Raw genomic sequence first — 22,301 nt, forward strand, 5'->3', positions numbered from 1 at the left:
ATAAAACCGGAAGGGGCAAAACCCCAACCGGTTATTGTATATAATGTAAAACCTAATTCCAGTCGAAAATTTGAGTTAAGTTTGGGTTCAATGCTACTTGAGAAGCTGGTACTGGTCTGTAGTAGTATTTAGGATCGTTGAAAGTTCCTCTTTCTGCTACGGTAATGATGTAGCCTTTATCTCCTTCTGAAAGGAAAACGCCTACATCTTGACCAGGATTTCCTGCTTTGTAATACACCAAAGTGGTTCCTAATGAGTTCTTCTCTTTAGTATCAGGAATTGATGATGAAGCATCTAATAACACAATATCTTCAATACCATCGCCTGTTAGATCGTGCTTACCAAGGCCATCGAAATACAAACCCTTTGGTTCTTCTTCCAATAATTTACCAGCCTTCCATCTCATGATGTCGTCATATCGGTAACCTTCCAAAGCCAACTCTACCCTTCTTTCTCTTCTGATTTCTAATAATAGAGGACTGATACCTGGGAATTTGGCCTGCAATACAGGATCGGCAGAAACGCTCATGCTTAAATGTGGCATTTCAACTCTATCTCTCAACACATTGATGGTATTGTCTAAATCGCTTTGAGTGATTTCACCCAACTCAGCTCTAGCTTCAGCAAAAACCAAAAGCGTTTCAGCATAGCGAAGGATTGGGAAATCTACGCTGTTGATTACGCTCTGATCGGTTACGTTCATATAACCTTTGATTTGATGATAACCAGAGAAATTTTTAGCCAATTGTTGCACGTAAATTCCTCCACCTTGAGCATAAGTATTCGTGTTAATCAACTGAAAACCAGGATAAGCATAAGTTTGAGCAAGGCGAGGGTCACGATTTTCAAACTCTTCTATAAAAGAGTTCATTTCATAGTCAGGCTGCGCAGTGTAAGCCGAACCATCCTTCATCAAATAAGTCTGCACTAAATCCTTGCTTGGGCTCACTTCGTAATTACCGAAAATGGTAGAACTCCAACCGCTGTTCACTACTTGATCTTCACCATATACTGCAAAAATCACTTCAGAATTATTGCTAAGATCTGTACTGTTGAATAGGTTAAGATAATCCGTTTCTACATTTCCTGAGTTTTGAATGCTGAAACCACCATTGTCCATAATGTCTTTGGCTAAATCTCTAGCCATAGTCAAAAACTCATTTGCCGAACCCGACAAATTCAATTCGCCATGATACTTTCTGAAAGTACCTTCATAAAGCGCATTTCTGGCCATGTAAGCTTTGGCAACCCAACGGTTTACTGCACCTTCAGCAGCGGTTTCAAAAATGTGTTCTACAGCAAATTGATAATCTTCAAAGATTTTCTGAACCACGAATTCTCTAGGGTCTCTCGCCTTCATTAAAGCTTCTTGATCGCCAGTTTCAATCACATAATCGTAGTAAGGCACATCTGAATAGCGCTTCACTTTATCCATATAGAATTGAGCCCTGAAGAATCTTGCCAAGCCCTCGAAATGATCGAGCTTTTCTTGTGGAATGGCAGCTTTGTCGAAGTTTTCTAAAAACAAATTGATAGATCTTAGCGTACCCCAGCTCCAGCCAGAAGTGATCGTGGTTGAGCTAGGATCACTCACCATCATGGTTTTCAACTCGGTATTACCTGTTGTAGCCGCGTTATCAGTAGCTCTATCCGCATTGTAAATGCCAACCCCAGGAAAGTTGTATAGGCTATTGATGTAAATATTCAAGTCTTCTTCAGTATTGAAAAAGTTTTCAACCCCGATGGAAGTTTCAGGAACAACTTCCAAGAAGTCATCATTACAAGCCGAAACTATCAGCACCAAGCAAAGGGCGATAAGTATTTTAAAATTTTTCATTTTTTAATGCTTCTTAAGTCGTTGATTATAAGGTCACGTTCAAGCCGATCACGTATCTTCTTTGGAAAGGATAAGTGTAACCTTTACCAACTGATCTCGACTGACTTACATTAGGATTGTATTGAATGGCATTGTTAACGGCTTCAGGATCGAAGAAATCTTTAAGCTGAGACCATTCGAAAAGGTTTTCTCCACTTACGTAGAAGCGAACTGTAGACAAACCAACTTTGCTGCTGAATTTTTCTGCAAGCGTATAACCTATAGTTAAGTTTTTGAATCTTAAATAAGCAGCGCTTAGCATATAGCGAGTTTGAGGAACCGCCAAACCTTGTGCTTGGTCAATTCTTTCCCCCAGGTTTCTATCGGCCAACCAAGACTGAAGAATTGGGTATTTAGCATCTAAGTTTTGATCTGCTAAACCAGCATCGATATACGATTGAGAGTGTCTGTCTCTGTCAGCACCAGTTTCTGTAGTAGGCCTGTAGAAATCGTTCAAATGAGGATAACCACCGGCATAAGGCTGCTGATAGAATCCCCAGTACAAATAATCCAAAGGATAGTAATCTCTTTTTCCAATTCCTTGGAAAATTGCGCTTACATCAAAACCATTCCAGTTTGCGGAGAAGTTGAAACCATAGCTGTAACGTGGCGCTTGGTTACCAATAATTGAAAGGTCTTTGGTATCGCCAACGGTATACCCTTTTTCAATTCTACCGTTACCATCCAAATCTTTGTATTTAGGCCAGCCTGGTACAATTGAAAGTGCTCCCCAAGGAATGATGTCTGATTCATCTAAAGCAGCGATTTCGTCTTCAGAAGTGAATAATCCATCACTTTGTAAACCCCAAATTTCGCCCAATTGCATTCCTTCTCTGTACTGAGTAATGCTTCCGCTTGGGTTGTCAAATCTTGTAATAAAAGTTTTGCTATCAGAAAGAAGGAAACCCGCTTTGAAGAACAATGGTTTTCCGCCAACATTGAACTCATTCTGATAATTCAAAGAAAGCTCCCATCCGTTTGTTTTAAGATCTGCAGCGTTTTCTTTAGGTTCAGTAGCTCCTAAAACATCTGGCAATTCCTTACCTTGGGTCAACATATCCTTGGTATCTCTTCTGTAGATATCGAAAGAAGCCTCGAACTTATTCTTGAACAAACCTAAGTCGATACCAAAGTTGGTAGTTACTACTTTTTCCCAGCTAAAGTTTGAAGAAACCAATGGAGGAGCCGAAATGCTCAACGGACGTTTTCCATCAATCAAATAACTGCCTTGGTAAGCATCCATGGTAGAAATGTATTCATATGGGCTAATGGCCTGATTACCCAATGAACCGATAGAACCTCTCAGTTTAAATTGGCTCACAACGTGGCTTAAATCAGCCATAAAGTTTTCTTCTTCAACCCTCCAAGCTGCTGAAGCTGATGGGAAGAAGCCGTATCTCTTTTTGCTTGGGAATTTTGAAGAGCCATCATATCTACCGTTGAATTCTACAATGTATTTATCGTCAAAAATGTAATTTAATCGATAGAAAGCCCCACGCACAGCCCACTCAGAAACGCTTTCGTCAACAAACTGGTCGCCAGTTGCTAAAGCCATGGTTGGTAGCGATGCAGAAATTACATTATTTCTTTGTGCTGTGAATTGATTCCATTTGTTATGCTCTTGGTTAAAACCAGCAGTAACATTCAAAGCATGATTGCCAAACTTCTCGTTGTATTTCATATAGGTATTCAACACGTAGTAGTTTTCAACCACATTGGCTCTGTAAGCCGTGTTTTGCCCTTCTTCGCGAATATCTCCAGGGCCATAACCAATTTGATACTTGGTTTGGAACCAGTTTCTGTCTTGTCTTCCTCTTCTGAAAGTGAAATCAGTATTCCAAGTCAGCTTATTCTTAATAAAATCGATTTGGGTTGTAAATTGAGACTGAACGCTTGTGAATTCGGTAATATCTTCACCTCCATCAGTAATTTGAGCGGCCATTCTACCTGCTCCAGAATTTGCCCAAGTTCCATCAGGGTTAATGTTCCAATCTGTTGGGAACAAATCATAAATACCTGTTAAGTCGAAGTAAGAAGGCTGCTTTCTTTTTGTAGTTGTTAAGAATGTGTTGTTACCTACTTTCAACCACTCAAATGGCGAATAATTCACCTTGTTACGAACAGTGTATCTATCAAAATAATCGTCTGCAATAGCCATAACACCATTCTGACGGCTATAAGAACCAGAAAGCAAATAGTTTACCTTATCCTGTCCACCACTGATAGACAAGGAATGGTTGTTAGAAACTGTTTGGTCTTGAAGGAAATAAGTAGACCAATCACGATCTCCCATATATTCCCAAGCCGTTTCGTTTGATGGGTTAATTCTTACACCAGGAATTGAAGGATCTTCAGACCTCTGTTTTGCCCACAAATATTGTTGGTCGGTATAATTCACGTAATCCCAAGGCGTATTGTCAGTAGAAGTTTCCAACAATCTCATATAGATATATGGATCCGTGATTTTATTAGGAAGAACGGTTGGCTTGTTGAAAGAAGTGTAACCCGTATAGCTTACATTAACTTTGCCTTCTTTTCCAGTTTTGGTAGTTAAAATCACCACACCGAAGGCAGCGCGAGCACCATAAATTGCAGCAGCAGAAGCATCCTTAATAACCGAAATACTTTCAATATCTTGAGGAGCCACTCTGTTAAGGTCGGCTACGCTAGAAGGAATCCCATCAATTAGAACCAATGGATCGCCACCATTCAATGAAGTAATACCTCTGATATTAATGTTTGGAGCAGAACCCGGAGCTCCTGAATTGCTCATGATATTAAGGTTAGGAATTACCCCTTGCAAACCTTCACTTACATTGCTAATTGGTCTTTTTGCCAATTGCTCCGCATCTACCATATCTACAGCTCCAGAAAGGTTCACTTTCTTTTCAGTACCAAAGCCAACCACCACAACTTCTTCAAGCTCTGTTAAATCATCTTGAAGCGTTACATTCAAAGCAGTTTGGTTTCCTACAACAATCTCTTGTCTTATAAATCCTATTGAAGAAAACATCAATACAGATTCTTTACTAGCTACAGTAATAGAGTAATCACCATCGGCTGTGGTTACCACTCCATTATTAGAAGTTCCTTTTTCAAAAACGGTAACACCGAAAATCGGGGCACCATTCGCATCAGTAACTTTACCTTCAACCTTAACAGATTGAGCATTGGCCAAGCTACTGATCAGCATACACACAAGGATGAAGCAAAACTTGCCCAACGGCAGCTTGCTTATCCGAAAAACTGGTACTGATCTTTTCATAGAGGTAAGTTTGTAATTGAGTATTTTTTAGTTGATCAAAGGTAGATCGGCTATGTTACCTCGGGGTTAACAGGGATTTAATTTTAATTGAATACTCAATCAATCTATTTTATGCATCTTTAACGCTGAAAACACATTGACCACTGATGGGGAGAAGAAGTATCAAGGACACACGACAACAAGAAATTGTCAAAGCCTTTTATAAAACGGCAAAGGGCGAAGGCCTTCAAAATACGTCTATTGCCAAAATAGCCGAGGTTATGGATGTTAACCCGAGTTTAATTCTACATTACTTTAAAAGTAAGGACGATCTGGTTTTGGCCTTAATCGACTATATATTAAGCAGGTATCAAAGAGTATACACAATCGGCAAAAATGAGTCGCCCATTGAGCAACTTCGCCATGTTTTGGACAACATTTTTTCACGTAAGTGGAATACATTAATCAGTGACGATGTATACTATAGTTGTTACAGTTTGATTTTCAGAAACTCGATTATCCGCACTAAATACAAGCAGCTCCACGACTCGCTTAGAACTTCTCTGGAAATGCATTTAATTGAATGCAATAAGGAAGGCTCCATTTCTATTGAAGATCCCGCGACTACATCACGCCTTATATATACAGTATTAGAAGGCGCTTACTATTATTTATGTATGGAGAAGGATTCTGCCAGGCAAGATCAGATTATGGAACAGTGTAAATCTCACGCCTATCAAATCTTAGGACTGCAAAAAAGTATTGAGTCAAGCAAAGAAGACAACCTCATTTAAATCTTCAAATGAGGTTTTTCACAAAACTTATAACCACAAATATTCTAGAGGAAAATTAATTCTTTTGCAATTCCAGATATTTTTCCAATATTCGATCTAATATTCCATTTTGGAATTTGATCTAATGAAGGTTATCAGTGCATATTTTTTAATGGCCATTACCCTCTTTAATTGTTTTGGGGCTTATTTTAGCTTTAAAGTGATTAAAGAAGAGTTGGTTGCTATTCAGATGAATTCTATAGAATCGTCTGCTGCTGATTTGCTTTATGAAGAAACAGGTTCAGAATTTAATCTATCTGAAATTTCTCCTGACCAGTTCAATTCTTTAGGCTATATTAATGGCTTTGTGATCGAGACAGATGAAAATGGAGATCATTCCTTTCTTCAAATGAGACCATCAGGATTAAAAATTAGTCAAAGCGTTTCTGAAAATACTGATTCCGAACAAAGGAAAAATAATCAAGATGCTGAATTATTGAGTCAGCTTCTACCTCGCTATATCATTAGTCAATCCAACTACATTACTCCACCAGCAACTTTTGTTATACCGCAGAGCTATCAAAGTTTTGTCAATCCGTTGTTTGTGGCCAATACGATATCAGTTAATACCCCTCCTCCTCGGAGAGCTTAAACAAGCTCTTTTTTATTCCATACAAATCATTCACATGAAGGCTGGCGGCTTAACCTTACAGTTAAAGCAATAGTCCAATTCAAATAGGTAAACACCTCATTATTGGTGTTTAGAAAACACCTGATTAGGCTCGTGCATGAACCTTAGTTCATGCAATCGTTTCCTTCCGTGTATGGCTGTATAACATATTGTAAGAGCTTCCTTTAGTTGGTATTTCTGCCCACTAATTTTTTTCAATCAAACAAACCAAATCAATGAAAGTATCTGCTGTTCTGGCGGGTATGGCTCTTTTGATCGGTGTGAATTACGCGCATTCACAAACAACCACCGATGCCATACTTATGAAGAAGCGTGAAATTTGTACAGTCCTTGTCTATGAACATGGGGCTTGGGACCATTATTGGGAAGGGCCTCGCCTTCGACAAAATGGAAATGTAGCTCAGTTAAATAGAGAGATTGTTCAAGCTGCCGCTGCTATTGGTATTCACGATCGTGTGAACCTTTTAGTTAGTCTACCTTATGTTAAAACGCATTCTAGCGAACCCAACGGTGGAAGAATGGCGGGAGCAAAAGGCCTACAAGACCTGAATTTGAATGTAAAAGTTCAACTGTATCGTAATGAAACAGAAAAAGGTACTTTAACTGCATTAGCAAATGTTGGCTTTTCGACTCCCATCACCAATTACCTTTCAGATTACCGCCCTTACAGCATAGGCTTTGGAGCCAATGAAATAAACACTAGAGCCATACTTCAATACAAGTTGAAAAAAGGATGGTTTGCTAGAGCCGACTTTGCCCATTTATGGCGAGGAACAACAGAAGCAGAACGTGATTATTACTATGCAAATGGAAGCTATTACACTTCAACTATGGACGTGCCTAATGCCTGGAATTACCATGTATTTGCTGGCCGATGGCTCTTTGAGAATACTTGGAAATTAGAATTCAGCTATATGGGCTTAAAATCCCGAAGCGGAGACGATATCCGGATTTATAATGCCGGACAGCCCACCAATAAAGTTCAATTCGATCAAATCGGATTTTCTACACAGTACTTTTTAAAACCTTTACCTGGGCTTAGTGCTATGGGCTATGTATTGCATAATGTAAATGGCCGAAACGCAGGTAAGTTCACGCAAGTTGGTGTAGGTCTCACTTTTCAATTTGGGGTATGATGAAAAAGAATTTAACTCTATTCCATAATCATTCAGCTTTTAGAAAGCTTATGATCTTATGCGTTGCCATAGCCATTTTTTCTTGCGAAGAAGACTTACCTACTATGGCTAAATATGAAGCCTACGACTACGCAAGCAACGATGAACAAGCTGGAAGTTGGAAACCGATTTTACTTTCCTCCCCTTCCGAGATTGAAATTGCTGAACCAGAAGCAGTAAACTCTTCAGCTTATAGCTCTGAACTAGCCAATATGAAAGCCTCTATGAGCTCACTTACGGCTGATCAAAAATCTGTCGTAAAATATTGGACTAATAATTCGGTACTACGATGGAATGAAATTGCACTGGAATTGGTAGCAAAATACAATTTGATCCCAGGCCCTAACGATGATGGTTCTTATACATTACCAAATCCAAATTCGCCTGATGGGCCACCACCTTTTCCATTTGCACACCCTCCGTACGCTGTTAGAGCTTTAGCCTATATGAGTGTAGCGCAGTTCGATGGACTTATTTCTGCATGGCATTATAAATACACTTACAATCGCCCTGCTCCATCGGAAACTGATCCTACAATCACCCCAGCCTATAGCGAAAACAATTTGCCTTCATACCCTTCTGATGGAGCCGTTGTAGCTGTTGCGTCTTGCGAGGTGCTCATCGCCATGTTTCCTTTAGAAGAAGAATACCTAAAGTCGCTTGCTCAACAGCATATGAACAGTTTAATCTGGGCAGGAATTAATGTTGAAAGTGATATTTCTGCCGGAAAACTTATTGGCGAAGAGATTGCGAAAACAGCCTTGGCAAGAGCCAAAACAGATAAAATGTCGAAAGCTCAAACCTCGAAAGCGGTTTCAGATTCTATTAAGGCTTCTGCCTTTGAAAGATACGGTTGGCAATGGGACAATCTTGAAGAGCCGTTTCGTCCTGTAGGTTTAACTCCCCTATTTGGGCAGGTAAAAATGTGGAATGTTCCTACTGTAGAAGAGGTAAGACCCATTCCGCCTCCTGCTCCGGGAAGCCCAGCTTATGAAGCTGATGTGAAAAAACTGGTAGACATTGCCAACAATGTAACTGAGGAGCAAAGAGCTATCGCGAATTTTTGGCAAGATGGTTTGGGAACTTACACCCCCCCAGGCCACTGGAACAGAATAGCGAAAGAATATCTTATTCAATATCAGCAAAACCCCATCCGATCTGCGCGAACTCTTGCCTATTTAAATATGGCTATGATGGATGCAGGTATCAGTTGCTGGGACGCTAAATATTATTACCACTACCCAAGACCTATTCAGCAAATACCAAATTTTAAAACCATCGCTGGAACTCCAAATTTCCCAAGCTACACTTCAGGACATAGCGTTTTTTCAGCCGCAGCAGCGGAAGTTCTAGCTTATATTTTTCCAGAACATGCACAAACCTACAGAGACTGGGCTTTAGAAGCTGCTGTATCTAGGGTGTATGGGGGAATTCACTGGAGTTTTGATGCAGAAGTAGGAACTGATCAGGGCATAAAAGTAGCCAATTATACCATTAACCTAGCTCGAACAGACGGAGCCAACTAACCTAACAATTTCAAAAAGATTCAATCTTATGAAAACCTTACAATCATCTAACAAAACACTTTTTATACTTCTTTTGGCATTTTTCAGTCTGGGTCTTCGGGCCCAGAGCCAAAAACACGTTTCAGGCAAAGTCATTGCCAGTAATGATAATCTACCTTTAATCGGGGCTCAAATTATCACAAACAACAGCAATGGCACTATTACAAATGAGCAAGGTCAGTTTGACCTTGCCATTTCTTCTCAAGATCAAAACCTTACCATCACATATCTGGGCTATACTTCCAAAACCATTGAACTGACTTCAGGAACCTCAGATTTAGGCACAATTGTACTTCAGCTCAACCCAACCAGCTTGAGTGAAATTATCGTAACCGGCTCTTCTCAAAGCTATAGAGACGATTTTACGGGTTCAAACTTTAGGTTGAATCCAAAACTCATTGAAAGATCGAACCCACTGAACACTGAAGAATTACTCCGAATTGTACCAGGCGTAAACATTGTTGGTGATATGGGGCTTTCCAACCGGCCCAACATCAGCATTCGTGGCTCTTGGGGTCGTAGATCAAAGAAAATCCTTCTTATGGAAGACGGAACACCTTCAGCTCCAGCACCCTACATAGCTCCTGGTGCTTACTATAATCCTGTAAGTGATAGAATTCAGGCCATTGAAGTTTACAAAGGAGCCGACATGTTACGATACGGCCCTAACAACATGTATGGAGGCGTTAATTATATCACGGCTCTTCCACCTCAAAAACCAAAGCTAAGGGTAAAACTAATTGGTGGACAGAGAAATTATACCACAGGGCTTTTCTCCTACGGAGGAACCTGGAACAATCTAGGAGCCTTAGTAGAAGGTGTTTACAAAAAGTTTGACGGCTTTACTGACAATTCTTCGGTAGAAGTTCTAAACCTGAACGCTAAAATCTTCGCACAGCTTTCCGATGACCAATCTCTTTATTTCAAAGTGAGCGGGCAGTTTGAAGATAATCAAGCTTCATTGAGTTCTATCACACCATTTACGTTTGAACACGACCCCACTCAAAACCCTTTTGATGCCGACAGATTTACCATGAGAAGATATGGAATGGATATTATCCATAAATGGGTTCCGAATTCTAAGATCAATCTTACTTCCAAAATCTATGCTTCTGACTTTGAAAGAGACTGGTGGAGACAAGTGACCACATTGGTAAAAGCTTCTGATGTTCGCAGTTATGTGGGAGAAGAAATCTTCAAAGATCGTTACAGTTATATCACTCAGAATGATTTTGATGAGGATGATTACGTACGCGTTGGGAGAATTTTAAATGGAAAAGAAAGTACTACGGATAGCCGATGGATTTTCACAGTGAGTGGCTTGAGAGAACTTTTAAAAGCCAATTGGCAAGCAGGTGAAAAAACACATGAGCTAGAAGCGAGCTTTAAACTTCACCACGAAACCTATAAAAATCGTTTCTTAGTGGCAGACAATTCACGATGGGCACGCAGCGGAGCTCCTGCAACGGATCAACAGTTCGCCATGTGGTCTGCTTCTGGATTCATCAGAAACCAATTCAACCTAAACAATTGGACACTCACCCCTATCGTCCGCATTGAGCATGTGGATATGGATCAGCAAAATTTGCTTGCACTTTCGGCCGATCCTAACATTCAAAGCCCTGATGAATATACACTGAACAACAGCTACACGGTTGCCCTACCAGGATTTACGGCAGATTATAAAGTGGGTAATCACGAATTCTTCACAAGTATTTATCGTGGTTTTATAGCGCCATCTAAGGTTTTCGGCTTCTTTGTAGAACGCAATGGAGTACTTACCACTCCTACCCAAGGCGAAACCTTGAATATTCAACCTGAGCTTAGCGTGAATGTAGAAGTTGGCTGGAGAGGAAGTCTTCTTATGGATAAACTCCTAGGCCAAGCCACCTTCTTCAATACAGCCGTTGATAATTTTGTAGCAGCAGGAGAAAACGAGCTTTTCCGCCAACCAGGCAAAGTGAATATTCAGGGAATTGAAGCTTCTCTTGCTACTTCTCTTATTCCTAGGTCTTCGTTACACAGCCTTACTTTAAACTTAAACGCCACCCTTATGTGGACCAAAATTTCGGCTGGAGCCGTAGAAGACAAGGATTTGTTCGGCCCAATCGTTCATTCTCAGGCCACAAAGAATGAATTCATTGCAAAGGTAAACGCTAACCGAAACGCCTATGATTTGTACACAACCAATGGTCAAGGCAACGAGGTAGAAATTACCGATGCCACATTAACCAGTGCTCAGTTCGATAACATTACCAGAGCAGTTACTCACTACGGCAAGGGTTATGTTGAAGATGCAGAGGTGCCTTATACGCCAAAAATGAACCTTAGCGGAAACTTGAATTATACCTACCAAAACTTCTCGCTAGGCTTTACAGGCAGTTATGTAGGCGAGCAATATGCGGAGTTTGCCAATTTCGAGAGCGAATCTGCCGATGGTGGAATCGGAAAATTGAAATCGTACTTCAATATGGATGCTCAAATGAGCTACGATTTCCACGTAGATGGTTTTAACAAGTTGAATGTGTTTATCAATGCAAAAAATATCACGAACAACGTCTACAGGGCTTCAAGATTGAACAGAGCGGCTTCAGGCATATTCCCTGGTGGGTTTAGACAAATTATAGCAGGCGTAAACATTACGCTCTAAAGAAATAATACAATCAATCATACTCTCTTTTAACGGTGGAGAGTCAAATCGAACAGAAAGCCTTGCAATCTCTTTCTGTTTAGCCACCTCAGCAGTGCTGGGGTGGCTTTTTACTTTTTACCCATTACGGTCTTTCTATGGTGCATTCCCCACTGAATCATCGATTCTAACACACATCTGATTGATTTACCACTTTCGGTCAATTCGTATTCCACTTTTACGGGAGTTGTGTCATAAACTGTTCGCTTTACAATACCATTCAACTCCAACTCTTTCAGTTCTTTAGAAAGCATTCGTGGCGTGATTTTGTCAATATCCGCTTCCAAATCCTTGAAACGTTTCTTTCCATAAATAAGAGAGCCAATTATGGGCAATTTCCACTTCCCGCTAATCACATTCAAGGTGTCGTTGATTGCCACTACAAAACTTGATGAGCAACTCACCGCATCATGAAACCCTAATTCTTTACCACACATAAGCTTCTGAATTTCAAATTACTATACAAAAGTATAGCACTACAATTTAGTAAACAACTATATTTTATATAGTAATCATTTTACTATTGTACTCTTTTTGAAGAAGAATAGAAACTAAAACAATAGAATCATGAAAACAGCAAAAATCATTTATTGGTCAACGACCGTCATTTTCTCATTAATGATGCTCTTTAGCGCTTACAATTATTTTTATGTAGAAGATGTGAAGCAAGCTTTTGTGCACTTAGGATTTCCCGATTATTTCAGAATTGAATTAGGTATTGCCAAACTCCTTGGTGCCATAGTGTTGCTATTGCCGAAACTACCTTACAAAGTCAAATTCTTTGCATATGCTGGCTTTACCATCAACCTAATTTCAGCCACCATAGCGCATGCTGCCAGCGGAGATGCCATTTCTTACACCATAATGCCCGTGATATTTCTAGCGTTCTTAGCCGTTTCTTTCCTTTATTACGAAAAACTGAATAAAGCTTAACCATTTCTGAACTCAATAAAAGGGCTGGTAACCTACTAGCCCTTGTTTAATCATTCAGAATCACTGAAGTTGAATGATGTCTAAATACACAAAATTCTGCTGGTTCAAATCGAGTTGATAGCGGTAAGTAGCTCCCGCTTCAATGGGCATCCAATTGATTAGTCCATCGTTTGGATAAAGTTTTTGCTCAGACTGATTAATTGTTAATACCACAGAATCAGCAACGTAAGCTCCTGTAAAAACATACTTGTCCGATGTAGCCCCTGCCGCAATATCTCCATATTCTCGTTTTTGACTTCCTATGTAAACCGTAACACCCTCCATTGAAACCTGACTTTTGTTTTCAATCTGAACATAACAATCAGGTTCCTCATCTTTATCACAGGCAGTAGTCAGAAGAAACCCTAGGCTAAAAAATAGAGCAATCGTCTTTTTCATATCATCATCTTTTACACACTAGGTTCGACACAAAACTTTACCAATTAGTTGGTATAACTTTTTGGTTTTCAAAAAGAACATTGTGCCTTTTGTGCGTTATATAGGTCATGAGTATTTCCCGAAATACGCGATCAACCACCAAAATCTGGCTTGTCTTCATCATCATTTTAATTATGGTTGGTGCTGCTGTGTTTTGGAGCTATAGAAGCTATAAAGAGCTAACAGATTCCATCAATCAACTTTCGAGCCCTGACGATAAGACCGCTTTAATTCAGAGCACGGTGCAAAGCATTACCAAAGCTGAAAACTATATTCAATCCTATATTCTCACCAACGAAACTGAAACTTATTCTCTTTATAAACAGGAAATCAACAATGTGCAACTAAGCATAGATAAGCTGCGCGATAGAATGGCTGAAGACAGTTTGCAAATTCAACGGGTAGATTCACTCGAAATTCTCTTCCTTCAAAAACTGACTTATTTGAGTGATTTTCTAGTAGAAAAGCAGAAGAATCAAAGGAAAAATTTCAGTTCAGAAGCTTTAGAAAAAATAGAAAGCTCAACAGCGGACAGCACGGCTACCGATGCCAAAGTATTAACCAAACTGAAAACCATTGAAAAAGCCAAGCCTAAAATCGTAAAGGACTTGGTAGAAAAAGAATACAAAGCAAAAGGCGTTTGGGAAGGCATTAAAAGAATTTTCGGGTCAAAGAATATCCGTGTCGACACGGTATACCGATTAGAAAATGATACGGTTCGCAGTATGGAAGTAGTGATCGACACACTACATTTCACCAATTACAACCCCGATACTGTACTGCTGAAAGTGAAAAACATTTTGCAAGAAGTAGCCAATCAGGAGTTCAGAAGCCAATACATTCTTTCAGCCAAAGAACTCAATTTGCTTCGCCAAGACATTAAACTAAGAGCGGAAATAGATCGACTTATTAATCAATTGCAGGAGGCCGAAGGACTAAAGGATCTTAAAAGAAAAGAAGAAATTTACGCGGTTACTAGCAGTTCTAGTAAGGCGGTTTTGGCATTTGGAATTGCAGGAATTGTACTAGGCGGCATATTTCTTTTTGCCATTGGCAGAGATTTAACAAAGTCGCATTACTTGAGTAAAAGACTAGAGCTTGAGAAAAACAAAGCCAACCATTTAGCTAAGGTAAAAGAGGAATTTTTGGCCAATATAAGTCACGAAATCAGAACCCCACTCAATAGCATCTTTGGGTTTTCTGAACTCATGAAGAAAACTCAGCTCGATGAAACCCAAAAGCAATACACTCATGCCCTTTCCGAAAACACGACCTTTCTCATCAGTTTGGTAAACGACATTCTGGATTTCTCAAAACTAGAGTCGAACAAAGTGGATTTGGTATCAGAACCTTTTTACATGCCTCAGCTATTGGCCGATATGGAATCTCTATTTTCACTTCAATGCGCGGATAAGGGCCTTGATTTCAAAATTCGATACGATGAGGACTTAAGAGAAATTGATCTGATTGGAGACGAGTTTCGCCTAAAACAGATTTTGACCAACCTATTAGGCAACGCTCTTAAATTCACCAAAGAAGGGGAAATCAGTGTCGATATTAAATCAATTAATAAACACAACAGACAGGAGCTGACGATAAAAGTTCATGACACGGGGAAAGGGATTGCGCCATCTAAATTCAAGACGATTTTCAACTCTTTTGAACAAGAAGATGCTTCCGTAACCAAGGAATATGGCGGAACGGGCTTGGGGCTCGCCATTGTGAAGAAATTGGTGGATGCCATGCATGGCAAAATCATGGTGGACAGCCAACTGGATTCTTACACCACGTTTACGCTGAAAATTGCCCTTCCTTTTACAGAACATATTTTAGAAGAAAAAACAAGTGTTCAACTTGAAGGAAAGCTGTTTTTCGATATTCATTTAATTATTATTGATGATGATACATGGAATCATAAACTGCTGAAAAGTATGCTTTCTAAAAAAGTCAGAAGACTTTCTCTTTTTGAGGATGGCCATCAAGCTTTAGCTCTAATACAAAATCACCCAGCAGAAGTTGATGTTGTGATGACGGACATTAATATGCCTCAAATTAGTGGCCTAAAAGTATTGGAGAAAATAAGGCAGAATTTCCCTGAAATAGCCGTGATAGCGCTTACAGCACATGCGCTACCTCAAAAAATCAAAGCTTTCAAAAACGAAGGCTTTAAAGACATCATCATTAAACCTATCAAGGAAAGCCGAATTGATCAGGTTCTTTCAGAAACACTTCCGAGTGAAAAAACATCGATAATAGAAGCCATACCCAACGATAAAACTTTCGATTTCAACTTTGAACATATCAAGGAATTTACGGGAGATGATAATGAATTGCTTACCGATTTAATCGGAGAATTGGTCATTCACAATCACGCCAATGTAGAGCTTTTCAAACAGCATTTCAATCAAGAAAATAAGGTTTTACTTTCCAATTTGGCTCACAAGATGATTCACACTTACGATAGCATCAACCTGACATCAATTGCTGAAGCCTTAAAAAGCATAGAAGTTTATCATACTTTGGGCAAACATGAGGCGATGTTCACCATTTCTAAAGACTTGATTCCTTTGCTTGAAGAAGTGGATGAAGAACTTCAAAACATTAAGCCTCAATCTTATATTTAGCAATTTTGTTATATAGCGTAGTTCTGTCAATATTCAGAATAGCTGCCGCTTTAGACTTATTGTAACGGGTTTGGATCAATACTTTCTCAATGGTTTCCTTTTCTTGCCTTTCCTGAAGTTCTCTTAAATCATTTGTGCTCGGCTGGTGAGTTTTGTCCTCAGTTTTACTCTCAGCTTCCTTTTGAGTAGAAATTTTTGATTCAGAGATAAGCGTTTCAGGTATTTGGCCTAATTCAATCACGGAATTCTGACACAGCAATACAGACCTTCTTACAATATTCCTCAATTCACGCAGGTTTCCTGGCCAAGTGTATTTTTTAAACACAGCCATAACTTCATCACTGAAGCCGTGAATATCTTTCTCCAATTCTTCATTTGCCTGAGCCAAGAAAAAATCGAGGTATTCATTTAAATCTTCTAGCCTTTCGCGAAGCGGACTTAATCTCAGTTCAAACTCATTGAGACGGTGATATAAATCTAACCTGAACTGTTGTTCATCAATCGCCTCAATCATCTGTTCATTGGTTGCGGCAATTACGCGTACATCTACTGCAATATCTGTTTCACTGCCCACCCTTCTGATTTTTCGTTCTTGTAAAGCCCTCAAAAGCTGAACTTGAACGTCATAAGGCAGGTTACCAACTTCGTCCAAAAATAGCGTTCCACCGTTGGCCAATTCAAACTGGCCCTTTTTATCTTTCAAAGCCCCCGTAAAAGCACCTTTCACGTGGCCAAACAATTCACTTGCAGCCAATTCTTTGGAAAGCGATCCACAGTCTACGGCTGCAAAAGTTTTAGAAGCACGTTTGCTTTTATCGTGAATCATTTTGGCAGCATACTCTTTACCAGTACCACTTTCTCCTAAAATCAGAACGCTCATTTTTGTAGGAGCAACCAATTGGATATGTTCCCAGACTTGCTGAGAAGCCTTTCCTTTCCCTACGATATATTCTGATTGATTTACCTTAGAAACACTGGATTTAGGCTTTGATTCCTCGGTCTTTGGAGAACTTTCATTTTTCTGTTTTAAAGCCGCTTTTACGGTTATCAATAACTGATCCGGTACAACTGGTTTGGTTACAAATTCAAATGCACCCAATTGAATTGATCTTACGGCCGTTCTTATATCAGAATAATTTGTCATCAGGATTATACCCGACTGAGGACTTTTAGCTTTAATAAGCTCCATCAATTCTAAGCCATCCAAATCGGGTAATTTGAAATCCGTTAGCACCAAATCAGGCCTGTCTTCCGACATGCTTTCAATAGCCGATTTTGAGCTAAACACCGAGTTCACATTAAATCCGTTTCTCTTCAAGAAAGAAGAAAGCATCTTATTGAAAGACGGATCGTCATCAACAACTAGAATGGTTTGTTGCATAAATTACTTTACAAAAGTCCTTAAAATTGTAACGCAGGCCTACCGAGCTTATTAAGTAGATAGCCATTTATGATTCAATAATCACAAATGGCGAGAATTGTTCACAAAAAAAGGAGGCCATCCCGTCCGGACAGCCTCCACTCTACTAACACAAAGGGTCACTCATGTAAGTTGCTCAACCAATGTTTTCATGACTATTTCGCGTCAATTACTTTCTCTCTCAACAGTTTACCTGTAAGGTCGAAGTCAACAGCCATTTTGTTTTCTTCACCTTGAACGATGAACTGAATGTATTCTGAAGACTGAGATTTTACTTTGTAGATTTTCTCTACATTCTCGTCTTTATATGCTGTTTTCTCCCAACCTTCTTTAACTTCTTTAGTTAAATCCTTCATTAGGATTTCAGTTTTTTGCTCTTGTTGTTGCTCTTGAACCACTGGCGTTACAGTAGCTTGAGAAAATGATGCAACAGAAGTGAATCCGAAAGTGGCGATGGCCATTATGCTTAGAACTAGCTTTTTCATGATTTATTAAATTTTAGTTTTATGATTAATTGTTTGTGCCAAGTGTATTGAAAAAGCTGTGCCAACAGAATTGAAAAAACACAAATAATTGAAAACCAATAACTTAATTAATTAAAGAAGTTTTTCAGCTTTTTTTTAAATGATGAACCCAACAGCAATGTGTTGGATGTTTCAACAGTTTGTTGAGAAAAGTAAAGCGCTAGAAAATCCAAAACGGTGAAGACTTACGTAAGTGAACCTGATAAAGCTGAAACGGCAATACCATAAACATCAAAAAGTCCACAAAATCAGATGTAGCAATTTGGCTTTATCTCCCTTCACCTAAACCTTAATACCCAAACCCAAATGCCACTGCTTATGCTAGTGGCATTTTATTTTAAAATGCTTGAAATCAATTTAGGGGTTTTAAAGACCATCCATTTTTTACAGAAATAATGCGCAAGGCGATAATGTAACAAACCGTAATTACGATGGTCAGGTCTTCATTTAAGTTGAAGTAACCGAGAAGCAAAAAGAGAATTCCTCCCGTTAAACAGGCTGTGGCATAAATTTCCTTCCTAAAAATTAGAGGCACTTCATTAGCCAAAGTATCACGAACTACACCGCCAAACACTGCCGAAACCGTACCCATCAAAACCGCAATGGTTGGCGTTAGCCCAAAAGACAACGTTTTTTCTATACCCAAAATCGTGAAAAGGCCAATACCTATGGAATCGAATAGAAACATGGTTCGCCTAAGTTTTTGAAGTACTTTTTTGAAGAGCAAGCCGCAAACAATGCCCAAACCAATCATGATCAAATAGTTCTCATCGAGCATCCACCCTACTGGCTGACTACCAATCAGAAGATCGCGAAGGGTTCCCCCACCAACCGCAGTAATAAATGCAATAACCGAAGCTCCAAAAGGATCTAATTCCTTTTTTGAAGCTGTAAGCCATCCGCTGATTGCAAAAACCAGCGTTCCTCCAAGGTCTAAAAAGTAAATTAGATCAGCGGTTTTCATAGGCATTCAATTCGCCACGAATTTAAGCCAATCTTCAGCATGCCACCAAATGTTGCCTTTCTTACTTTATTGAATCATAAAAGTCATCAATGGAGAAGAATTCGATCAATTTGGCTTTTATTGCAACCATGAGCTTGGTGAATTTTCAAAGTTTGTTAAACGAAGTAAAAGCATGCAGACTCTGCGAAAAACATTTGCCTTTAGGGCCAAGGCCTGTTGTTTCCATAAGCCAACAATCCAAGATTTTAATTATCGGCCAAGCACCAGGCACAAAAGTACATGCCTCTGGAATACCTTGGGACGATGCTTCGGGGAAAAACCTCAGAAATTGGTTAGGAGTTAGTTCTGAAGAATTCTATAATACAAACAACTTTGGCATCATACCTATGGGGTTTTGCTATCCTGGAAAAGGAAAAGGCGGTGACCTTCCTCCTCGACCAGAGTGCGCTCCACTTTGGCACAACACCATTATATCTCAGCTCGAACAAGTTCGACTCACTCTATTGATTGGACAATATGCTCAAGCTTGGTATTTAAAAGAAAAGCGAAAAAGTACCTTAACCGAGACAGTCAAAAACTACGATTCTTACCTTCCAGAATATTTTCCATTGGTTCACCCTTCGCCAAGAAATGGCATTTGGCAGAAGAAAAATGAATGGTTTACGGAACAGATTATCCCAGAATTACAAAGTCTGGTAAAGCAAATCCTTTAATTAACTATCTGGCATTCAACAAAAAACTCAAAACTCTTCAGGTAAAAAGTTAAAATATAGAGTTTAAGGGCACATTTTTTGAATATCTCATGTTCAGATTAGAGTTTTTATTCAAATCGCTCTAGTTTTGAAACCATAATTAACTATTGCTTTTAGTTCACGTATCAACACTTCATGTATATCAATTTAGCATCGCATTACATTCCCTCTAATGTAGTTCCCAATAGTTACTTTTTAGATAAGAATGGAATGGACGAAGAATCCATCATTAGAAAGTCGGGCATAAAAAACCGTAGAAGGGCTTCTGAAAACGAAAACACCAACACCTTGGCGGTATCAGCCGTAGATGCTGGCTTGGATAAACTTCCCTATGACATTAAGGATGTAGACTTAATCATTGGCGCTACCTATTCGCCTTACGATACGGTAGGCACATTAGCTCACGTAATTCAACAGAAATACAACATCGAAAAGGCAATTGTATTTTCAATTTCTTCGGCCTGTAGCTCATTTCTAAATGCTGTGGAAATTGTAGAAGGATATTTTGCTTTAGGAAAAGCCACAAAAGCCATTGTAGTAAATGCTGAGCACAATTGGGCTTATGTGAATGAAGACGATCCCATCTCGGCTCATTTATGGGGCGATGGAGCTTCAGCGGTATTCATTTCCAAAGAAAGGGCAACAGAGAACGATCACGAAATTTTAGGGATTTCTACCGAAGGGCACGCCCATATTGGCAGAGGCCCTGGAGGCGTTTGTCTTAAGCCTTTTGATGGTGGAATTGTAATGCCCGATGGTCGCGATGTGTTCTACAATGCAATTACTTTTATGTCTGAAAAAACGGATAGCATTCTAAAAGCGAATCACCTATCGGTAGAAGAATTGGATTACTTAATCCCTCATCAGGCCAATATCAGAATCATCAATAAAGTGGCTGAAACCTTAAATTTTCCTGTAGAAAAGGTGGTAATCAATATGACTGAATACGGCAATACGGGAGCAGCCAGTTCGTCCATTGGCTATTCAGAAATTTTCCATGATATGAAAAAAGGCGAATATGCTGTAGTTACCGTATTTGGTGGTGGTTACTCAAGTGGTGCCATGTTGGTTAGGGCCTAATAAAAAATGAAATGCATAAGTCTTTCGCCAAAACACTTATGCATTTCTTCAAATCACTTTCTTATTAAATTTTAGGCTTCACCCACCCATTGTAATAATGCGCCTTGATTAGAGCATTCGCCTCCTTATCACTTCCAAAATTCCTTTTTTCTGCATCCCAATACACCTTTCGACCTGTTTTAAAGGCTATATTCCCCATATGCGCGTTAATAGCGGCAACGCTTCCAGAAGATGGTGGACATTTGGCCAGTGAAGGATCATTTTTAGTAATGGAATCAATAAAATTCTGTGTATGGAAATCTAAATAATTACCATTTGTATGCTCAGGTTGAATCTCATTCATCAATACTTTACGTTCTCCATTCACTTGTTCATCCTCAACAATTACCTCAAAACCCTGACGATTAAGCACCAAAGTCCCATTATTACCTATAAAAGCAATTCCTTCAGTTCTTCCATAATTACCATTATCAATACCTGTTGCATGCTCCCAAAGCATATTGAAATTATCATATTCAAAAACGGCTTGTAGAGTATCAGGTGTTTCGGAAGCATCGTTTGGATATGCCAACTTGCCACCAGAAGCCATTACTGATTTAGGTGCCCTAGCTTTCATAGCATAAAGTGCAATATCGATTTCATGAACACCCCAATCGGTCATGAGGCCCCCTGCGTAATCCCAGAACCATCTAAAATTGAAATGAAAGCGATTTGGGTTAAAAGCTCTTTTGGGCGCTGGCCCTAACCACATATCATAATTCACTCCTTTTGGGGCTGCACTATCAGGTTGAACAGGTACAGGTTTCATCCAACCCTGATAAGCCCAAACTTTGACTAACCTAATATTCCCCAACTGACCACTTTGCACGATTTCTATGGCCTTTGCATAATGAGTACCACTTCGTTGCCATTGCCCAACTTGAACCACTTGCTTGTCATATTTTCTTGCAGCAGCCTCCATGATGTAGCATTCTTCTACAGAATTTGCCAATGGCTTTTCTACGTAAACATGCTTACCCGCTTCTAGCGCATCGACCATAATTTTGCAATGCCAATGATCTGGCGTTCCAATAACTACCGCATCTATATCCTTATTTTCTAAAAGCTTCCTATAGTCAGAGTAAAGTGAAACAGCGTTAGTTCTCATCTTAGCATATTCCTCTTTCCTTCTTGCCAATACATTCTCATCAATATCACAAAGAGCAATACATTGCACATTATTCATTTTCAGATGAGAACTAATATTTGACCATCCCATGCCATTACAGCCTATCACGGCCATACTGACTACGTCATTTGGAGATGCCATTTGAGCCGCTGATAAAAATGAAGGAAAGGTATTTAAACCAAGTGCCACTGTAGAGGCGGACTTAATAAAATTTCTGCGTGTTCGATCCATAGGTTTTGGTTGAAGTTAAAAAAGCACTATACAGAATAGTTTTAGAAGATAGTAAAATGACACTAAGCAGTAAAACAATAATGCCTATAAAACAAAAAAGGTCAGGCTGTTAACA

General features: G+C 39.4%; 17 protein-coding genes. 9 read left to right on the plus strand and 8 right to left on the minus strand.

The genetic code is table 11. From position 1 onward, the window contains the following. Positions 1–52: 52 nt before the first annotated feature. Both ACXACJ_RS10405 and ACXACJ_RS10410 read right to left on the minus strand, forming a co-directional pair. Positions 53–1,837 carry a RagB/SusD family nutrient uptake outer membrane protein gene (locus ACXACJ_RS10405; RefSeq protein WP_475134302.1) on the minus strand — a complete coding sequence of 595 codons (1,785 nt, stop codon included), beginning with the start codon at positions 1,835–1,837 and terminating at the stop codon, positions 53–55. Positions 1,838–1,862: 25 nt separating this feature from the next. After that, positions 1,863–5,141 (minus strand): SusC/RagA family TonB-linked outer membrane protein, encoded by a 3,279-nt coding sequence (locus ACXACJ_RS10410; protein WP_475134303.1) that lies wholly within the window; start codon positions 5,139–5,141, stop codon positions 1,863–1,865. Positions 5,142–5,287: 146 nt separating this feature from the next. Here ACXACJ_RS10410 and ACXACJ_RS10415 point away from each other — a divergent pair, with 146 nt between their 5' ends. The 5 genes from ACXACJ_RS10415 to ACXACJ_RS10435 all read left to right on the plus strand — a co-directional run bounded on the left by ACXACJ_RS10415 (position 5,288) and on the right by ACXACJ_RS10435 (position 11,974). After that, positions 5,288–5,914, plus strand: a complete 627-nt coding sequence (locus ACXACJ_RS10415; protein WP_475134304.1) for a TetR family transcriptional regulator — start codon at positions 5,288–5,290, stop codon at positions 5,912–5,914. Between the two features lie 124 nt (positions 5,915–6,038). Continuing rightward, on the plus strand, positions 6,039–6,545 hold the full coding sequence (locus ACXACJ_RS10420; protein ID WP_475134305.1) for a hypothetical protein: 507 nt from the start codon (positions 6,039–6,041) through the stop codon (positions 6,543–6,545). Positions 6,546–6,799: 254 nt separating this feature from the next. Next, on the plus strand, positions 6,800–7,720 hold the full coding sequence (locus tag ACXACJ_RS10425) for a transporter (RefSeq protein ID WP_475134306.1): 921 nt from the start codon (positions 6,800–6,802) through the stop codon (positions 7,718–7,720). After that, the gene (locus ACXACJ_RS10430; RefSeq protein WP_475134307.1) at positions 7,720–9,285 is read left to right on the plus strand and encodes a vanadium-dependent haloperoxidase; all 1,566 of its coding nucleotides are present in this window, start codon (positions 7,720–7,722) and stop codon (positions 9,283–9,285) included. The genes ACXACJ_RS10425 and ACXACJ_RS10430 overlap by 1 nt, the downstream gene beginning before the upstream one ends. 28 nt (positions 9,286–9,313) lie before the next feature. Continuing rightward, complete coding sequence (locus ACXACJ_RS10435) at positions 9,314–11,974, plus strand: carboxypeptidase-like regulatory domain-containing protein (protein ID WP_475134308.1); 2,661 nt, start codon at positions 9,314–9,316, stop codon at positions 11,972–11,974. A gap of 110 nt (positions 11,975–12,084) precedes the next feature. Here the strand turns inward: ACXACJ_RS10435 and ACXACJ_RS10440 are convergent, their stop codons facing one another. Next, positions 12,085–12,450 carry a winged helix-turn-helix transcriptional regulator gene (locus ACXACJ_RS10440; RefSeq protein ID WP_475134309.1) on the minus strand — a complete coding sequence of 122 codons (366 nt, stop codon included), beginning with the start codon at positions 12,448–12,450 and terminating at the stop codon, positions 12,085–12,087. A gap of 130 nt (positions 12,451–12,580) precedes the next feature. Between ACXACJ_RS10440 and ACXACJ_RS10445 the strand changes: the two genes are divergently transcribed. Continuing rightward, positions 12,581–12,946, plus strand: a complete 366-nt coding sequence (locus ACXACJ_RS10445; protein WP_475134310.1) for a DoxX family protein — start codon at positions 12,581–12,583, stop codon at positions 12,944–12,946. A 60-nt stretch (positions 12,947–13,006) separates the two neighbouring features. Here ACXACJ_RS10445 and ACXACJ_RS10450 read toward each other — a convergent pair whose 3' ends face one another. Next, complete coding sequence (locus ACXACJ_RS10450) at positions 13,007–13,384, minus strand: hypothetical protein (RefSeq protein ID WP_475134311.1); 378 nt, start codon at positions 13,382–13,384, stop codon at positions 13,007–13,009. Positions 13,385–13,491: 107 nt separating this feature from the next. Here ACXACJ_RS10450 and ACXACJ_RS10455 point away from each other — a divergent pair, with 107 nt between their 5' ends. Continuing rightward, complete coding sequence (locus tag ACXACJ_RS10455; protein ID WP_475134312.1) at positions 13,492–16,047, plus strand: hybrid sensor histidine kinase/response regulator; 2,556 nt, start codon at positions 13,492–13,494, stop codon at positions 16,045–16,047. Here ACXACJ_RS10455 and ACXACJ_RS10460 read toward each other — a convergent pair. The 3 genes from ACXACJ_RS10460 to ACXACJ_RS10470 all read right to left on the minus strand — a co-directional run bounded on the left by ACXACJ_RS10460 (position 16,025) and on the right by ACXACJ_RS10470 (position 18,955). Then, a complete protein-coding gene (locus tag ACXACJ_RS10460) occupies positions 16,025–17,428 on the minus strand; it encodes a sigma-54-dependent transcriptional regulator (protein WP_475134313.1) in 1,404 nt (467 codons plus the stop codon). The genes ACXACJ_RS10455 and ACXACJ_RS10460 overlap by 23 nt on opposite strands. 194 nt (positions 17,429–17,622) lie before the next feature. Then, positions 17,623–17,952, minus strand: coding sequence for a hypothetical protein (locus tag ACXACJ_RS10465; RefSeq protein ID WP_475134314.1), 330 nt, complete (start codon positions 17,950–17,952; stop codon positions 17,623–17,625). A 391-nt stretch (positions 17,953–18,343) separates the two neighbouring features. Further along, the gene (locus tag ACXACJ_RS10470; RefSeq protein WP_475134315.1) at positions 18,344–18,955 is read right to left on the minus strand and encodes a trimeric intracellular cation channel family protein; all 612 of its coding nucleotides are present in this window, start codon (positions 18,953–18,955) and stop codon (positions 18,344–18,346) included. An 89-nt stretch (positions 18,956–19,044) separates the two neighbouring features. On the opposite strand from ACXACJ_RS10470, the gene ACXACJ_RS10475 reads away from it, so the two are divergent. Further along, the gene (locus tag ACXACJ_RS10475; protein WP_475134316.1) at positions 19,045–19,668 is read left to right on the plus strand and encodes a uracil-DNA glycosylase family protein; all 624 of its coding nucleotides are present in this window, start codon (positions 19,045–19,047) and stop codon (positions 19,666–19,668) included. Between the two features lie 174 nt (positions 19,669–19,842). Next, on the plus strand, positions 19,843–20,787 hold the full coding sequence (locus ACXACJ_RS10480) for a 3-oxoacyl-ACP synthase III family protein (RefSeq protein WP_475134317.1): 945 nt from the start codon (positions 19,843–19,845) through the stop codon (positions 20,785–20,787). Between the two features lie 64 nt (positions 20,788–20,851). Here the strand turns inward: ACXACJ_RS10480 and ACXACJ_RS10485 are convergent, their stop codons facing one another. Then, positions 20,852–22,186: a Gfo/Idh/MocA family protein gene (locus ACXACJ_RS10485; RefSeq protein WP_475134318.1), complete on the minus strand. Its 1,335-nt coding sequence runs from the start codon at positions 22,184–22,186 to the stop codon at positions 20,852–20,854. Positions 22,187–22,301: the final 115 nt, after the last annotated feature.

It is taken from the genome of Roseivirga sp. AWQ4_251 (assembly GCF_056158225.1).

Coding starts and splice junctions, on each gene's coding strand:
- ACXACJ_RS10405 (WP_475134302.1), bottom strand. CDS start 1,837: ATGAAAAATTTTAAAATACTTATCGCCCTTTGCTTGGTGCTGATAGTT.
- ACXACJ_RS10410 (WP_475134303.1), bottom strand. CDS start 5,141: ATGAAAAGATCAGTACCAGTTTTTCGGATAAGCAAGCTGCCGTTGGGC.
- ACXACJ_RS10415 (WP_475134304.1), top strand. CDS start 5,288: ATGGGGAGAAGAAGTATCAAGGACACACGACAACAAGAAATTGTCAAA.
- ACXACJ_RS10420 (WP_475134305.1), top strand. CDS start 6,039: ATGAAGGTTATCAGTGCATATTTTTTAATGGCCATTACCCTCTTTAAT.
- ACXACJ_RS10425 (WP_475134306.1), top strand. CDS start 6,800: ATGAAAGTATCTGCTGTTCTGGCGGGTATGGCTCTTTTGATCGGTGTG.
- ACXACJ_RS10430 (WP_475134307.1), top strand. CDS start 7,720: ATGAAAAAGAATTTAACTCTATTCCATAATCATTCAGCTTTTAGAAAG.
- ACXACJ_RS10435 (WP_475134308.1), top strand. CDS start 9,314: ATGAAAACCTTACAATCATCTAACAAAACACTTTTTATACTTCTTTTG.
- ACXACJ_RS10440 (WP_475134309.1), bottom strand. CDS start 12,450: ATGTGTGGTAAAGAATTAGGGTTTCATGATGCGGTGAGTTGCTCATCA.
- ACXACJ_RS10445 (WP_475134310.1), top strand. CDS start 12,581: ATGAAAACAGCAAAAATCATTTATTGGTCAACGACCGTCATTTTCTCA.
- ACXACJ_RS10450 (WP_475134311.1), bottom strand. CDS start 13,384: ATGAAAAAGACGATTGCTCTATTTTTTAGCCTAGGGTTTCTTCTGACT.
- ACXACJ_RS10455 (WP_475134312.1), top strand. CDS start 13,492: ATGAGTATTTCCCGAAATACGCGATCAACCACCAAAATCTGGCTTGTC.
- ACXACJ_RS10460 (WP_475134313.1), bottom strand. CDS start 17,428: ATGCAACAAACCATTCTAGTTGTTGATGACGATCCGTCTTTCAATAAG.
- ACXACJ_RS10465 (WP_475134314.1), bottom strand. CDS start 17,952: ATGAAAAAGCTAGTTCTAAGCATAATGGCCATCGCCACTTTCGGATTC.
- ACXACJ_RS10470 (WP_475134315.1), bottom strand. CDS start 18,955: ATGAAAACCGCTGATCTAATTTACTTTTTAGACCTTGGAGGAACGCTG.
- ACXACJ_RS10475 (WP_475134316.1), top strand. CDS start 19,045: ATGGAGAAGAATTCGATCAATTTGGCTTTTATTGCAACCATGAGCTTG.
- ACXACJ_RS10480 (WP_475134317.1), top strand. CDS start 19,843: ATGTATATCAATTTAGCATCGCATTACATTCCCTCTAATGTAGTTCCC.
- ACXACJ_RS10485 (WP_475134318.1), bottom strand. CDS start 22,186: ATGGATCGAACACGCAGAAATTTTATTAAGTCCGCCTCTACAGTGGCA.